The 15575-nt window shown below is 37.6% G+C and carries 13 protein-coding genes; 5 read left to right on the top strand and 8 right to left on the bottom strand.

Annotated elements, in window-relative coordinates:
- Window positions 1-73: 73 nt before the first annotated feature.
- The 6 genes from aroB to M997_RS01300 all read right to left on the bottom strand — a co-directional run bounded on the left by aroB (window position 74) and on the right by M997_RS01300 (window position 5359).
- Window positions 74-1168: a 3-dehydroquinate synthase gene (gene aroB / locus M997_RS01325; RefSeq protein WP_064718320.1), complete on the bottom strand. Its 1095-nt coding sequence runs from the start codon at window positions 1166-1168 to the stop codon at window positions 74-76.
- A gap of 52 nt (window positions 1169-1220) precedes the next feature.
- Window positions 1221-1742 (bottom strand): shikimate kinase AroK, encoded by a 522-nt coding sequence (aroK, locus tag M997_RS01320; RefSeq protein WP_064718334.1) that lies wholly within the window; start codon window positions 1740-1742, stop codon window positions 1221-1223.
- A gap of 579 nt (window positions 1743-2321) precedes the next feature.
- Window positions 2322-3428, bottom strand: a complete 1107-nt coding sequence (gene pilQ / locus M997_RS01315) for a type IV pilus secretin PilQ (protein ID WP_064718319.1) — start codon at window positions 3426-3428, stop codon at window positions 2322-2324.
- Window positions 3425-3958 carry a hypothetical protein gene (locus tag M997_RS01310; protein WP_064718318.1) on the bottom strand — a complete coding sequence of 178 codons (534 nt, stop codon included), beginning with the start codon at window positions 3956-3958 and terminating at the stop codon, window positions 3425-3427. Before M997_RS01310 ends, pilQ begins: the two co-directional genes overlap by 4 nt.
- Window positions 3951-4547 carry a hypothetical protein gene (locus M997_RS01305; RefSeq protein WP_064718317.1) on the bottom strand — a complete coding sequence of 199 codons (597 nt, stop codon included), beginning with the start codon at window positions 4545-4547 and terminating at the stop codon, window positions 3951-3953. The genes M997_RS01310 and M997_RS01305 overlap by 8 nt, the downstream gene beginning before the upstream one ends.
- Window positions 4535-5359: a hypothetical protein gene (locus M997_RS01300; RefSeq protein WP_064718316.1), complete on the bottom strand. Its 825-nt coding sequence runs from the start codon at window positions 5357-5359 to the stop codon at window positions 4535-4537. The genes M997_RS01305 and M997_RS01300 overlap by 13 nt, the downstream gene beginning before the upstream one ends.
- Window positions 5360-5475: 116 nt before the next feature.
- Here M997_RS01300 and mrcA point away from each other — a divergent pair, with 116 nt between their 5' ends.
- Window positions 5476-8010, top strand: a complete 2535-nt coding sequence (mrcA, locus tag M997_RS01295; RefSeq protein ID WP_064718315.1) for a peptidoglycan glycosyltransferase/peptidoglycan DD-transpeptidase MrcA — start codon at window positions 5476-5478, stop codon at window positions 8008-8010.
- 52 nt (window positions 8011-8062) lie between these two features.
- Here mrcA and nudE read toward each other — a convergent pair whose 3' ends face one another.
- Window positions 8063-8614, bottom strand: coding sequence for an ADP compounds hydrolase NudE (gene nudE, locus M997_RS01290; RefSeq protein WP_064718314.1), 552 nt, complete (start codon window positions 8612-8614; stop codon window positions 8063-8065).
- Window positions 8615-8968: 354 nt separating this feature from the next.
- On the opposite strand from nudE, the gene umoB reads away from it, so the two are divergent.
- The 4 genes from umoB to pckA all read left to right on the top strand — a co-directional run bounded on the left by umoB (window position 8969) and on the right by pckA (window position 14294).
- Window positions 8969-11077, top strand: coding sequence for a flagellar biogenesis regulator UmoB (gene umoB / locus M997_RS01285; RefSeq protein ID WP_064718313.1), 2109 nt, complete (start codon window positions 8969-8971; stop codon window positions 11075-11077).
- A gap of 65 nt (window positions 11078-11142) precedes the next feature.
- Window positions 11143-11556 (top strand): ribosome-associated heat shock protein Hsp15, encoded by a 414-nt coding sequence (gene hslR, locus M997_RS01280; RefSeq protein WP_064718312.1) that lies wholly within the window; start codon window positions 11143-11145, stop codon window positions 11554-11556.
- 26 nt (window positions 11557-11582) lie between these two features.
- Entirely contained in the window at window positions 11583-12470 is an 888-nt protein-coding gene (hslO, locus tag M997_RS01275; protein ID WP_064718311.1) for an Hsp33 family molecular chaperone HslO, read from the top strand.
- Between the two features lie 204 nt (window positions 12471-12674).
- Complete coding sequence (gene pckA, locus M997_RS01270; protein ID WP_064718310.1) at window positions 12675-14294, top strand: phosphoenolpyruvate carboxykinase (ATP); 1620 nt, start codon at window positions 12675-12677, stop codon at window positions 14292-14294.
- A gap of 188 nt (window positions 14295-14482) precedes the next feature.
- Here the strand turns inward: pckA and M997_RS01265 are convergent, their stop codons facing one another.
- Entirely contained in the window at window positions 14483-15184 is a 702-nt protein-coding gene (locus M997_RS01265) for a pirin family protein (RefSeq protein WP_064718309.1), read from the bottom strand.
- Between the last annotated feature and the right edge of the window lie 391 nt (window positions 15185-15575).

The raw sequence follows: 15575 nt of genomic DNA, 5'->3' as shown, positions 1-15575 counted from the left end.
CATTTGACAATATTAACCAGAATTATCCTTAAAACAGATAAATTGGTTTCTCTCTAGTCAGGTAATGGGGAGCTTAATTTGCATTAATGCAAGATGTTATCGCTTTGTGCACCTGTTCGCGAGAAATATCCGCACGCAGTTCTGATTGGCCGATACCTTTTGGTAAAACAAGGTGTAATTTGCCACCAGAAACCTTTTTATCTCGCATCATATGCGGTAAATAATCATCAGGAAGCATTTCTTTAGGGCCAGAAACAGGAAGTTTTGCTTTTTCAAGCAATTGAATAACGCGTTGCGTTTCTTCAGGAGAGAATTGGCCAAGGGCCTGTGCTGTTTTTGCTGCCATAACCATGCCAGCAGAAACAGCTTCACCATGTAGCCAAACACCATATCCCATATGTGCTTCAATAGCATGACCATAAGTGTGGCCAAGATTCAGTAATGCACGTAAACCGCTGGTTTCTTTTTCATCGGCGGCGACTACATCAGCTTTAATTTCGCAGCAACGACGAATACAATAAGCAAGAGCTTGAGGATCAAGTGCTAAAAGTTTATCAATATTATTTTCAAGCCAGATAAAAAAGGCTTTATCTAGAATGATGCCATATTTGATAACTTCAGCTAAACCTGATGATAATTCTCGAGAGGGTAAAGTCGTCAAACAATCGAGATCGATAACAACAGAGGCTGGTTGGTAAAAAGCGCCAATCATATTCTTACCAAGTGGATGATTAACTGCCGTTTTTCCACCGACTGATGAATCTACTTGTGAAAGTAAGGTTGTCGGTACCTGAATAAAACGTACACCACGTTGATAGCTTGCAGCTGCAAAGCCTGTTAAGTCACCGATAACACCACCACCTAAAGCGATAAGTGTTGTATCTCGATTGTGATTTTTTTCTAAAAGTGCAGTAAAGACGTCATTCATTATAGAAAGTGATTTGTACTGCTCACCATCAGGTAAAATTACGCTATCTACCAGAATACCTTGGTTTTTTAAGGTAGTCGTTACCCTTTCTAAATAAAGCGGTGCGAGAGTCTCATTAGTGACTATCATCGCTTGTTGTCCCGCTTTTAAAGGTAAAAGTGTTTCTGGCTGGCGAAAAAGGCCAGAAGCAATGGTAATGGGATAGCTTCTTTCACCTAATGTAACAGCGATACTTTCCATAAAAGTAGCCTTCTTTTATCGTCTTTATTTGTTGCTTAATTTACTGAGAATGTTAGTTTTTTTCTAACATTTCAATGATTTGGTTGGCAACAATTTTTGCGCTTTGATCATCTGTGTGAATGGTGATATCTGCAATTTCTTCGTAAAGAGGATTGCGTTCTTCAGCCAATGTTTCTAGTACATCACGTACAGGTTCTACACCCTGTAGTAATGGACGTTTCTTATCACGTTGAGTACGAGCTAATTGTTTTTCGATATTAGTTTCTAAATAAACAACAACACCGCGTGCAGATAGTCGGTTACGGGTTTCTCTCGATTTTACCGAACCACCACCTGTTGCTAGCACAATGCCTTGCTTTTCAGTAAGTTCGTTGATTATTTTTTCTTCTCGTTGACGGAAGCCTTCTTCGCCTTCTACATCAAATACCCAACCTACATCCGCACCTGTACGCCGCTCAATTTCCTGATCGGAATCATAAAACTCCATACTAAGTTGTTGAGCTAACTGACGACCAATAGTGCTTTTGCCGGCACCCATAGGCCCAACCAGAAAGATATTACGTTTCTCTGCCATGTTTTTGGTATTACTAAGATATTCGTTAATGATAACCCGCCCCGCCAAATTCATTCAGCGACGGGACCTAAACTGAAATTATGAGTGTCTATTTAATTCACGCCTGATAACGTTTCTATCTACTCTCATATCAAGATTGAGTTTTTTTAGTAGATCGCCATAAAATAACTACATGGTGTCGCAAGCGACATCATAAGATAAAAATCCCTTTGCCTACAGTACATAACAAGATACTACTAAAAAAAATCAATCATCTTTGTTGGCAATGCGGAGATTCTAACACAATTTAGTCAGAAAACTGTATCTGATCACTTTGTCTTTTTAGTCATCTGGCAATCAATATTACATATAAAAAGCCCTGCCTCCAATAATAGAGGAAGTGCATAAAATGTATCCGTATTATAGTTGCGATAATTCAGGCCCACTCAATTAGCTAACCCTTGTAAGCTAAATCGTCCTCAGCGTCAAATCTATAAATAGAGATTATAAGAAAAAACAATGAATAGTAGTTCATTTTATTGCAGATAAAAATACTTAATCACTTGTATTTTATAGATAAATTATTTATCACTCTAAAGGTTAGATTAATTTGGGTGTAATAAAAATAACCAATTCATGGCGACTGTGTTGCTCTCTTTTGTGGCTAAAAAGTGTCCCAAGTAATGGTATGGACGATAAGAGCGGAATTTTTGCGTCATGTTCTTGCTGTTTTTGTTGGAAAATTCCCCCTAACATTAAGGTGTCACCATCATTAATTATGACTTCTGTACTAATTTCTTGTTTATCGATAGAAAGATGTTCACTTCCCCCTTGAACAAGTGTGACACCTGGTGTGTTTTGCGTAATTTTTAGTATCAATCTAATTTTTTTGTTTCTTTGAATGATTGGCGTCACTTCCATACCTAATACTGCTTCTTTAAATTGTATTCTGGTAATTTCATTATTACTGCTGACATAAGGAATTTCTGTTCCTTGTTTAATCGAAGCCATTTTTTCATGTGCAGCTGTTAGTCTAGGGCTTGCGATAATTGATAGCTGTTTTTCTTGTTCTAGTGCACTGAGTTCAAGTTCTAATAGACGACCATTAATTCTCGCAATATTTAATGCGAGGTAGTGAAGAGGGTTTTTAGTATTTTGATGAACGGATAATGTAGAAAGAGAAGGGGCTCTGAGAGTGTTATGCGTCGTCGATGATAATGCTGTGGAGGTATTTTCTGTGGCAGGCAAACTTTCTGCTGCGAGAGGTTTGGGTGTTTGTAATCCCCATTGAACACCTAATTCGTTTAATGCATCCTGACTGCTGCTAATAATATATGCTGTAATATGAACTTGCTGTTGTGGCATATCTTTCATTTTTAACCAATCTGCAATTTCAGACAGCGTTTCATCATCATCCATAATAGAAAGGCTATTTGATTCTATATCTGTAATAACTCGCCCTTGTGAGCTTAATAGAGGCATTACATCAGAGTGTAATTGAGCTGCAATATCTTCAGCATTGGCATAATTTAATAGATAAATACGCCTATGTAGGCGCTTATTAGGTTCTATTTTTTGTTCTGTTATTTTTTTATTTACTTGGTTCTCTTCTACTGAAATTATTTCGGGAAAAAAAGGGTCTCTAGCATCAGCAACAAGAGTATGAGTTATCAATAATGAGGCAAAGAAAGAACATAAAAATTTCATGATTTTTCACTCAATAATAAAGTTGATATTGGTTGATTCAGATCGATTAAGTGAAGTTGTACTGAAAGTATTAGGGAATTTATTGGCATAACGTTAATAGAAGAAAGAGAAAATCCCACTTGGCTAACTCGTTCTAATAAGATTAGAAATTGTGAATAAGAAAGTGTGAAGTGAAGTTTATAAAAGGTGTTGTTATCGCGTTCCCAACTATCAGGAATAAATTGATGTTTATTTAATACTTGTTGTAATCGCTCATCGGCAGAAATTGAGTTGAAAGGGATATAATAGTCATTTTGTAATGCCTTTAATGAACTCATAGAAGGCATATTATCTAATGTTGTTCGATATTGCTTAATACGTGTTTGACTTTGTGTTATTGCTGCTTGTTGTATTTCTATTTGTTGAAGATAGTTAGCAAATATAAAGGTACAGCTGATAAAGCCAATACTCATTGGAGCAAAAAAGCTTAATGCTAATTTTTTCCAAAAAGGGAGAAATACAAGATATTGTGCCCACCGAAAGTTAGTCATCGCTGCTTCCTTCTTCTTGTCTTTCTCTCCTCTTATTATCTGTTTTCTTGTCGTTATTTGTATCCCAATCACCATTAAAAAATAGCTCTGTATATGCTGGCTGAGTGACACTTTTTTGTAATGTATTTAGTTTCAGTACAGAAAGCATAGGGTGGTGATAAAAATATGACATCAGTAAAAGTGACTGCTCGTAAGGTAAGATCAAATGCAAAGAGAGTTTATTATCCATCTCTGAAAATTGGCTTATCCAGCCTGTTGTAGGTAAGCAGGTTTCTATAGATTGAAAAAAAGTGATATAGCGTAAGTAGCGATACCAATTTTGATAGTGTAACCAATAGTGCTGATAATCTAATTCAGCTCGTTCTTTTTCTTGATGGCGCTCAGCAATATGCTGTGTAAGCAATGCTTCTTGGTATTGATATTGGCGTTGTAGTGTTGTGAGTAAATGTGATTTTTTTGCTAAGTGATAAGTATAATAACTACAAGTAATTATACTAATAACAATAAGCGATAAGGTTTGATAAAACCAGTTTTGGGCTTTTTTGCTAATAAAAGAACTACGCCAAGGAAGGTAATTTACTTGATACATAATTCCTCCCACGGGCCTAATGCTAATCCTAATGCGATAAGTGGAAGTTCTTTTTTTTGCGTTACTTTTTGAAAAAGAGAGTTCGTAATATCAGGCCAAATAGGCATAAGATGGCTAAAATTATGTGAATTATCGCCCGCGAAATAGCACTGTTCTCGCTGCCATTGATATTTCTTTGCTAGTTGATGAAAAGAGATTTCTTGTGCTCTCTCATTTTCATAATAAAGTGTGCCGTAATGCGGCATATTTTCATCGGATGAAACCCAATACATTTTTTTATCTTCACAATAAATAAGTATGCAATTAGAGGGTAAGCCAAGATAAGACGCTAAATAACGTAATGAACAAGCCGGCGTGTCGATGGCAGATATTGCTAAATTTAAGCTAGAAAATAACGCAATATAGTGGTCAATAGGATTTTTAGGATACAAATGAATGGCGAGATTTTGATTATTTTGCCGATAATCATAATTAACCACTGTTTTGGTTGTTTGTGTATGCGATGTTGCATGTAGTTGAGCTAACCGATAACACGCTGCTGGCGTAAGAGAAATAGGGTTAGGTAAAGGAATAGTATGATAACTTTCATAAATATCAGGCAGTGAGACAGTAACATTATTGATGGGAGGTAATGTTTGTCGCCAAGGCCTTAAGATATTTCTTAATTTTAAATGATCTATATTGTTATTAAAAGGTAAAAGGAATTGCCAAAATGCATTGATTTTCCACCGTCTATCTTGCTGAGAGACCAATACTGCATTGATATAATTGATATTAATTTCAATACCAATCTGGTGATTGAGTGTTTTCATAAATGATATCCATATCGATTGAATTCGTAACAGCCTATTTTCAGTAAGGCGTTACCTTTATACTACGCACTGTTTGTTTATAAACTGCCCAATCCACATTACATGGGAAATTTAAGGTGAAGTTCTTAAAATATTTTTTCATCTTCGTTTTTGCTTGCATAATTTTGGGAGCAGCCTCGATATACGGTATGTATAAGTATGTTGAGCCTGAGCTTCCAGATGTAGCAACATTAAAAGATGTTCGTCTACAAACCCCAATGCAGGTTTTTAGTGCAGACGGAGAGTTGATGGCACAATACGGTGAAAAGCGCCGTTTACCGCTGACGTTGCAGGAAATGCCACCTCAGTTAATTAATGCTTTTATTGCGACAGAAGACACTCGTTTTCGTGAACACCACGGTATTGATCCAATAGGTATTTCTCGTGCGGTAATGGTCGCGTTAACCTCAGGACAAGCATCACAAGGTGCTAGTACGATTACACAGCAATTAGCTCGAAATTTCTTTTTAACACCAGAAAAGAAATTAATGCGAAAAGTTAAAGAAGCGTTCTTAGCTATTCGTATTGAAAAAGAGTTAACTAAAGATGAAATTTTAGAGCTTTATCTCAATAAAATTTATCTTGGTAACCGTGCTTATGGGGTGGGGGCTGCTGCTTATGTCTATTTTGGTAAAAGTGTTCATGATCTTAGCTTAAGTGAGATGGCAGTGATTGCTGGGTTACCTAAGGCGCCTTCTACGCTAAATCCTCTCTATTCTTATGATCGTGCATTTAAACGACGTAATATTGTTTTACAACGTATGTTTGAAGAGAACTATATTACTCGAGCACAGTACGAGAGCGCTAAAGCAGAACCTATTGTTGCTAAATATCATGCGCCTCAAATTGATTTTTCTGCTCCATATTTGACTGAAATGGTTAGAATGGAAATGTATGAAAGCTATGGTGAAAATGCTTATACTGATGGCTATAAAATCTATACCACAGTGATACGAAAAGATCAGCTTTCAGCAGAAAAAGCGTTACGAGATAACGTTATTGATTATGACATGCGTCATGGTTATCGCGGAGCACAAGAAGTACTTTGGAGTGCAGGGCAAACGCCTTGGGATAGCAAAGCAATTAGCGAAAAATTAAAAGGAATTCAGGCTTATGGTCCGCTTATTCCTGCCGTTGTATTATCGGCTGATGCTAAAGAAGCCAAGGTCGTATTAAAAAATGGTGACACCATTTCGCTTGATTTAAAAGCGGTACGCTGGGCGCGTAAATTTATTTCTGATACATCTCAAGGTGCTACACCATCTAAAGTGGATGCAGTTGTTCATGAGGGTGAGCAAATATGGGTTCGCCAAGATAATGCAAATAACTGGGTTTTAGGGCAACTACCAGGTGTAAATGCGGCTTTTGTTGCACTGAATCCGCTTGATGGCAGTATCATTGCGCTGGTTGGTGGTTTTGATTTTGAGATAAGTAAATTTAACCGTGTTTCTCAATCATTACGTCAAGTCGGTTCAAATATTAAACCTTTCTTATATGCCGCAGCATTAGATAAAGGTTTAACCTTATCAACGCTTCTTAATGACCTACCTATTAGCCGATGGGATGCAGGTGCGGGCACCGATTGGCGTCCTAAAAATTCACCTCCAACCTATGCAGGGCCTATTCGTTTACGTCAAGGATTAGGTCAGTCTAAAAACGTTGTTATGGTACGAGCCATGCGTGCAATGGGGGTGGATTATGCCGCTGATTACTTATTACGATTTGGCTTTCCTAATCAAAATATCGATAGAACTGAGTCATTAGCATTAGGTTCCCCGTCATTTACGCCAATGCAGATGGTTCGTGGTTTTGCCGTTATGGCTAATGGTGGTTATTTAATCGAGCCTTACTTTATTCAACGTATTGAAAACGCTGAAGGTGAAGTGTTATTTACAGCTAAACCTAAAATCGCCTGTCCTGAATGTACCGATATTCCGGTTATTTATGGTGATACCAATCGTTCTATCGCATTATCTGATGATTACATGGAAAATGTAGCGCAATCTAGAGCCGCTCAACCTTCAAATGTAGCACCAGACATCGAGTTAGAAGCTGCACCATTAGCTGAAACAGTACAAGAAAGCCAATATGCACCTCATGTTATCAGTACACCTCTTGCCTTCTTAATGCATGATGCATTAAGAACAAACCTTGTTGGTGAACCAGGTTGGTCGGGAACAGGATGGCGAGCTTTGCGTGATCTGAAACGACAAGATATTGGTGGCAAAACTGGTACCACAAATAGCTCTAAAGATGCATGGTTCTCTGGATATGGTGCCAATATTGTCGCAACCGCATGGATTGGTTTTGATGATAGCAGTCGTAATTTAGGGCGTACTGCAGCAAGTGGTGGAGAGGCGGGCGCTAAAACCGCACAACCTATTTGGAATGACTTTATGAAAGTCGCACTTGATGGCGTTCCTGTGAATATGATGCCAGCACCAAAAGGTATCGTCGCGGTTCAAATTGATAGAAAAACAGGTAAGTTGGCTGGTGATGGCCCTTCAATGAAAGAATATTTTATTGAAGGAACACAACCAACAGAAAGAGCAAAAAACGAAGTGGGTACACAGATTTTTGAAGATAACGGCGAATCTAATGAGTTATTTTAATTAATCTAGTTAAAAAGCCGGATGTAATAATCCGGCTTTTTAGTTTCTATTACTATTGCTGTTTTTGTAAAAAGCGATGAGCCAGAAATAGCGCACTGACACTGCGTGCTTCAGTAAAATCTGGGTGATCGAGTAAATCCATCATTTTTGCGATAGGCCAACGAATTTGAATCAATGGTTCCGGCTCGTCACCTTCAAGTTGTTCTGGATAAAGCTTATCAGCAATAACAATATTCATTTTGCTAGAAAAATAAGAAGGAGCCATAGAGAGCTTTGCAATTTCAGTTAAACAGTGGGCACCATAACCAATTTCTTCTTTGAGTTCTCGGTTAGCTGCTTGAATTGCATTTTCGCCTGGATCAATCGCTCCTTTAGGAAAACCAAAATCATAGCTTTCGATACCAACAGCATATTCACGAATAAGAATAAGGTGATCATCAATAATTGGAACAATCATCACCGCCTCACGATTAGCGGGTTTCATACGCTCGTAAATACGTTTTTCCCCGTTACTAAATTCCAGATTAACGGATTGGATCTGAAATAATCGAGAACGGGCAATGTTATCAATATTAAGTATATTTGGTTTTTTTAGTTGGTTCATAACAGCCCCTGACAATAAAAGAGATTAACCCGAATTTAACACATTAATGACAAAATAAATCTAACAATTAGATTTAGCTTTTAAGGGAAAATTGAGTACACTCCGCTACTACACCCAGTTATTGATTGATTTTTTGAGAATATTATTATTTATTGATTCGCTATTTTAATTGAAGATAGCGCAGTAGGCGGATATAAAATTGATAAGAGTTATAAATTATAACGCGACTACAAAAATATAATCTATTGTATTTAAATAAAAAATAGAACAAAAGAATAGGAATTGCCTTATGTTAGGCAGGGTTTCAATTTTGTTATTGTTATTACGCAGCATCAGTATAAGCATGGGGAAAAAATGAGATTATCAGTCATTATATTGGCTATCTTTATGATTAGCCTATTTATAATGGCCGCCTTTCTATTCTTTAAAAGAAGGCGGCTTGATGACTCACATCATCTTCCCTCGCTTGCAAAACCCACTCATCGTAAACTTACCCCAGATGATTATGGGCTTATTGCTGATTATTTATCTTATTTTGGTACATCGGATTTCTCTTCAGGTTATTCATTACAAAACTTTCCTGAAATACCTGCCAAAGGCGAGGTGGTGACGACATTACGAAATATCGTTAACCGATTTGCTGGTTCTGCCGAAGGGTTAAACCATTGGCGCTATTATATTGATGCCGTAGAAATCCACATTCCCCCTTTATTAGTTCCTTATCTCCAACAAGAGAATGTTTTAGATGTTGTTTGTACCCCATCAATTCCTATTGTTGTGGGTGTTAATGGGCACTTTCTAAAAGATGAGAAATCACATTTTTCTGCATTAAGCTTAAAACAACTTTCAGAACCTATATTAGCAAATGGTTCATCAACCATTCAAAAAAATGAGGGTGATGCAGCCCATTTATTGCAGATCCGTGAAGAAACTAACGAAGAGTACCGATTACATAATTCATCAGGCTTTTGGGATGGCTCTTTTGTTTGCATTGGGCTGACATTATGGCTAACAGCATTGATGATGCCCCAAGTTTTTCTCCCTTTAATTTTAGCAACTGGTGGTGCCTTTTTTCTTCTCGGAATATTTCTTATTCACCGGCCACTAATTAAACCACGTAAACAAGAAGTTCACTGTTTTAAAGGTCGTTTAAAGCGTTGGGGGCTTTTTGGTAACTTTGATCATGGGCAAGTTAAAAATATCTCTTTAGGTGGTATTGATCTTGTTTATCCCCCCCACTGGGAGCCTTATATTCAAAATGATATTGATAAAGTTACTTATTTAGAAATGTATCCTAATCATCATGTAATAAAGCAAGGTAGCTATCTTTCTTTGCATGATGAAGAAAAAAATTATCCATATAAACGTTATATTAAAAATATTATTTTCGTTTTATGGAGTCTGTTTATTATTGTGATGTTGTATCTTTATCAACCCCTTTCTCTTTCTATGAAATTAAGTTTTTCATGGTTGAAAGATACCGAACCTCATTTAGTGACTAATTTTACAGAGTTGGAAACCACAACATTGCATGTGGGTGATATTATTCAGGCTAAAGGGGTAGGGATGTGCTATATGCCGCCTAACCTTTCAAGTAAAAATAATAAAACAATTTTTGCTCCCTTTGATTGTTCAGGCATTTATTGGAATAACAGTAATCCGATGCCGATGCCAGAATCGAGTACGATAGAAAAAGCAGCAGCTTTACTGCATATGGTTGAAGAACAGCTACATCCTATTTCTAATAATCGGGTGAACCCAAGTTTAGGACAAGCAATTACCAAATCGGGTATGAATCTGTTGGATAATTTCGATGGCATTATATTGAAAACACAAGATTTATGCCCAAGAGAAAATGAATGTATTCGGCTTAAAATGGCGTTAGTTAATTTAAGTAACGTCAATGATTGGCCAGCGTTAGTACAACGAGCAGAAAGTGGCAAATTAACGGGTACCAATGTTTTATTACGTGCAGTTAGTGCTGAGGCCTTGGAAAAGCTCATCGACACCACCACATCTTCTTTTATCTATAGAGAAATAGATAAAGCCGCAATACTGTTAAATAGCCCTCCACCAGGAGGTGTGCTGTTAATCAGTGATGAAAGAAAGCAGCTCGTTGATTACGCGTCAAATTCAAATTCTGTATTTGAACCAACCCCGCTAGAACAATGGCGAGAACTTCAGCGTTTATCAGATATTTTATTACATACACCTTTTGATACTGGTGGTGTTATCACCGGAATGGTTGTTGATGCGAATGGTACTTTACAGATCTTTTTGCATAGCCTGCCAGACTCAATGACGATGTTATATTATATCGGTAATACGTTATTATTACTCGTTGCTATAGGGTTCCTTATGTTGAACCTATTTCTTATCATCCGGCGTCGGCGACATAATAACCAACGCATGAATAAAATCAGTCTCTATTACGAGCACTGTTTTTATCGCCCTCCTCAGTAAGTACTTTGTTGTGGAAGGCTATGTGTTATCACTATCGCCTTCACAAAGAAGCTTAAGGAGAAAGGATGAGTCAACTATCGCAAGAAAGCGGTGTCCGTTTAGATAAATGGCTTTGGGCTGCGCGTTTTTATAAAACACGCGCTATCGCACGCACAATGATTGAGGGCGGTAAAGTCCATTATAATGGTGTGCGAGGTAAACCGAGTAAAACCGTTGAAGTCGGTGCTGAAATACGTTTACGACAAGGTAATGATGAACGGACGGTAACCATTTTAATGGTAAGTGCACAGCGACAAGGTGCTACACAAGCACAAGCGCTGTATTGCGAAACGCCAGAGAGTATTGCTAAAAGAGAAAAAATTGCTCTAGCAAGAAAAATGAATGCGTTAACAATGCCTCATCCTGAACGTCGTCCTGATAAAAAGGAAAGACGCACCTTACTTCGCTTCAAACAGACAAATTTACAAGAGTCGGATTAACCGACTCCCTGAAATGAGAGAAAATTATGTCTAAAAAAGACTCTTTATCACGTTTTTTATTTGAAAAAAACGCGGTACGCGGTGAAATAGTCAATGTGACTGAAACCTATCAATCAATGTTAGAAAATCATCATTATCCTGAGCCAGTTCAATGTCTTCTGGGTGATTTACTCGTTGCAACAAGTTTGTTAACAGCAACGCTTAAATTTGAAGGAGATATTACGGTTCAATTACAAGGTGATGGCCCTGTTCGTTTGGTCGTAATTAATGGTAATAACAACCAACAAATGCGCGGTGTTGCACGCGTTGGAGAAGAAGATGTTAAAGCAGGAAGTACACTAAAAGAGATGATCGGTAATGGTTTTATGGTTATCACTGTTACACCTAAAAAAGGTGAACGTTATCAGGGGATTGTTGCCCTTGATGGTGAAACCATAGAAGCTTGTATTGATAACTACTTTAAACAGTCTGAGCAGCTACCTACTCAAGTCTTTATTCGTAGTGGTATGCAAGCGGGTAAAGCCGCAGCGGCTGGTATGCTATTGCAAGTGCTACCGGCTACTGAAGAACACTCAGTAGAACAGACTGCGGAACATTTTGAATTATTGACTCAACTGACCCATACGATAAAAGCAGAAGAGCTATTTACTCTTGATACTAAAGAGATATTGCATCGTTTATATCATGAAGAAGATGTGACGCTTTATGAGCCTCAACGTGTTGAATTTCGTTGTACTTGTTCTCGAGAAAGATGTGAAGATACATTAGTAACATTGTCAGAAGAAGATGTGAATCACCTGTTGCAAGAACAAGGAAATATTGATATGGAGTGCGAGTATTGTGGTACACACTACATCTTCAATGAAGATGATGTTAAGAATATCAATAAGTTAGATAAGTCAGAATTGCACTGATTCGATTTAGCAAGGTGATATTATAAGAAGGGTGCTATTTTGCACCCTTTTTTATTCAACAATTTTACTGTAGTTTTGTGCATTAGCTCTCGTTCTGAACATAAAAAAATTATAAATTTTCAAAATATTGATAACAATCGCTGTTAATAAATCGTAACACCTTAATATTGTTCATAGAAAAGTCTATTTATCAGGAGCAAAACTATGAGCGTTAAAGGTCTTACCCCAAAGGATCTCCAGCAGTATGGTATCCATGACATTAGTGAAATCGTTTATAACCCTAGCTATGAGCTGTTATTTGATGAAGAAACTAAACCTGAATTAACAGGTTATGAGCGTGGTACCTTAACTTCATTAGGTGCTATTGCCGTTGATACTGGTATTTTCACTGGACGTTCTCCGAAAGATAAATACATTGTTCGTGATGATATAACCCGTGACACAGTTTGGTGGGCTGATCAGGGTAAAGGTAAAAATGATAATAAGCCGTTATCTCAAGAGGTTTGGGCTGATTTAAAATCATTAGTTACTGAACAGCTATCAGGCAAACGATTGTTTGTTGTTGATGCTTTTTGTGGTGCCAACGCAGACACTCGCTTAAAAGTTCGTTTCATTACGGAAGTGGCTTGGCAGGCGCATTTTGTTAAGAATATGTTTATTCGCCCTGAACAAGAAGAGTTGGTGAATTTTACACCAGACTTTATTGTGATGAACGGTGCGAAATGTACAAATCCAAATTGGAAAGCACAAGGGCTGAATTCAGAGAACTTTGTTGCATTTAATTTAACTGAACGCATTCAGTTAATTGGTGGTACTTGGTACGGTGGTGAAATGAAGAAAGGGATGTTCTCTATGATGAACTACTTCCTTCCTCTTAAAGGCATCGCCTCTATGCACTGTTCTGCAAACGTTGGTGAAAGTGGAGATGTTGCCATATTCTTTGGTTTATCGGGTACAGGCAAAACTACACTTTCTACAGATCCTAAGCGTAAACTGATTGGTGATGATGAACACGGTTGGGATGATGACGGCGTATTTAACTTTGAAGGTGGATGCTATGCAAAAACTATTCATCTTTCAAAAGAAGCCGAGCCAGATATTTACGGTGCAATTAAACGCGATGCTCTATTAGAAAACGTAGTGGTGTTATCTGACGGTTCAGTTGATTTTGACGACGGCACAAAAACAGAAAATACCCGAGTTTCTTATCCCATTTATCACATCGATAATATCGTAAAACCAGTTTCTAAAGCGGGTCATGCTAAGAAAGTTATTTTCTTAACGGCAGACGCCTTTGGTGTATTACCCCCGGTTTCACGGTTAACACCAGAGCAAACGCAATATCACTTCTTATCTGGTTTTACCGCAAAATTAGCAGGTACAGAGCGTGGTGTAACAGAACCTACACCAACATTTTCTGCATGTTTTGGTGCGGCTTTCTTATCTTTGCACCCAACGCAATATGCTGAAGTATTAGTAAAACGTATGCAAGATTCAGGTGCTAAAGCTTATCTTGTTAATACGGGGTGGAATGGAACAGGTAAACGTATTTCAATTAAAGATACCCGTGCGATTATTGATGCCATCTTAAGTGGTGATATTGATAAAGCGCCAACGAAAACATTACCAGTGTTTGATTTAGAGATCCCAACAGCGCTACCTGGTGTTAATGGTGAGATTTTAGATCCTCGTGATACTTATGCAGATAAAACTCAATGGGATGTAAAAGCAGACGATCTCGCAGATCGTTTTGTGAAAAACTTCGATAAATATACGGATACACCAGCAGGTCAGGCTCTCACAAAAGTTGGACCCAAACGTTAGTTATTAGTTAATTGCTAAGTAGTCATTAATCATACAGTCCCAAAGTCGGTAGTTTGCCACTTTGGGATTTTTTTACCGAAAAATAAGTAAAAAAAACCCTGAACTACTTTCGTCATTCAGGGGATTTAAAAGAAAACAAAGTGAAATAGGTTGTTTAGAGAAAAAGTGACTTTAGGGTGGTAACCCAACTATGCTGTTACTGCTGGCAAATCAAACAGTAAAACCTCACTGTCTTCGTCGCCAACGAAACGAATAATATCCTCATTTGAGATAGCAACACCATCACTCGTGGTCGCAATTGTGTCATTAATAGTTATTTTACCTTTTACTATTTGTAACCAAACATTTCGACCTTGTTCTGGTTGATATTCGGCTAGCTCGCCTTTTTTCAAGTTCCAACGCCATAGCGTCATATCTTGAAAAACTTTTAACGAACCATTACGAGCATCTGGCGATAAGATCAACTGCTTGCTTTCTGTTGTATCAAAGCGGCGTTGAGCGTAACGCGGTGTAATACCTACGGTGTCTGGCATAATCCAAATTTGGTAAAAATGCAGCCCTTGCTGATGATTAGGATTATATTCAGAATGAGTAATACCAGTACCTGCACTCATTATCTGAAATTCACCAGCCGGTACATTTTCTTTGTTACCCATGCTGTCTTTATGTTCAATATTACCTTCAAGTACATAGGTTAAAATTTCCATATCTTTATGAGGATGCGTACCGAAACCTTCACCTGCAATAACGCGATCTTCGTTAATCACGCGTAAAGCAGAAAAACCCATAAAGTTTTGATCATAATAATTTGCGAAAGAGAAGGTATGCCAGCTATCTAGCCAACCATGATTAGCATGTCCTCTTTCGTTTGCTTTGCGTAGATAAATCATTGTGTATTTCCTTCTCTGAAGTTGTTGAACACAGTTTACGCAATAGCACAAAGTAAAACAGCGGAGGAATTTAATCTGAGGATCCAAATAATTTGAATAAGAGGGAACAAAAACATCGAAGAAGAACTTAGTTGAAGAAGATAAAAGTAGGAAAGAAAAAAGCCAGCACCCGGCTGGCTAAAATAAAACACTGGAAGCAATGTGAGCAATGTCGTTCTTTCATATGACCCTGAAGGAGGTGCATCTGAAAGTGTTGATAATGATAATGGTTATCAGTATCATTTGTAAAGTCTTTTTTTTAAACAAAATACGATAAAGTATAGAAATACAGTTAACCCTCTGATTAAAGAGTTATTTTATTTTTCTTTTTTTTAAAAGATTAATATAACCA

Source organism: Proteus hauseri ATCC 700826, from assembly GCF_001654965.1.
GTDB classification, from domain to species: Bacteria; Pseudomonadota; Gammaproteobacteria; order Enterobacterales; family Enterobacteriaceae; genus Proteus; species Proteus hauseri.
The sequence above is the reverse complement of the archived record's forward strand: the minus strand, read 5'-3'. Positions and strand labels throughout refer to the sequence as shown.

Bases quoted from the DNA above. Each gene is read 5' to 3' on its own strand.
- aroB (WP_064718320.1), bottom strand. From the start codon at position 1,168: ATGGAAAGTATCGCTGTTACATTAGGTGAAAGAAGCTATCCCATTACC.
- aroK (WP_064718334.1), bottom strand. From the start codon at position 1,742: ATGGCAGAGAAACGTAATATCTTTCTGGTTGGGCCTATGGGTGCCGGC.
- pilQ (WP_064718319.1), bottom strand. From the start codon at position 3,428: ATGAAATTTTTATGTTCTTTCTTTGCCTCATTATTGATAACTCATACT.
- M997_RS01310 (WP_064718318.1), bottom strand. From the start codon at position 3,958: ATGACTAACTTTCGGTGGGCACAATATCTTGTATTTCTCCCTTTTTGG.
- M997_RS01305 (WP_064718317.1), bottom strand. From the start codon at position 4,547: ATGTATCAAGTAAATTACCTTCCTTGGCGTAGTTCTTTTATTAGCAAA.
- M997_RS01300 (WP_064718316.1), bottom strand. From the start codon at position 5,359: ATGAAAACACTCAATCACCAGATTGGTATTGAAATTAATATCAATTAT.
- nudE (WP_064718314.1), bottom strand. From the start codon at position 8,614: ATGAACCAACTAAAAAAACCAAATATACTTAATATTGATAACATTGCC.
- umoB (WP_064718313.1), top strand. From the start codon at position 8,969: ATGAGATTATCAGTCATTATATTGGCTATCTTTATGATTAGCCTATTT.
- hslR (WP_064718312.1), top strand. From the start codon at position 11,143: ATGAGTCAACTATCGCAAGAAAGCGGTGTCCGTTTAGATAAATGGCTT.
- hslO (WP_064718311.1), top strand. From the start codon at position 11,583: ATGTCTAAAAAAGACTCTTTATCACGTTTTTTATTTGAAAAAAACGCG.
- pckA (WP_064718310.1), top strand. From the start codon at position 12,675: ATGAGCGTTAAAGGTCTTACCCCAAAGGATCTCCAGCAGTATGGTATC.
- M997_RS01265 (WP_064718309.1), bottom strand. From the start codon at position 15,184: ATGATTTATCTACGCAAAGCAAACGAAAGAGGACATGCTAATCATGGT.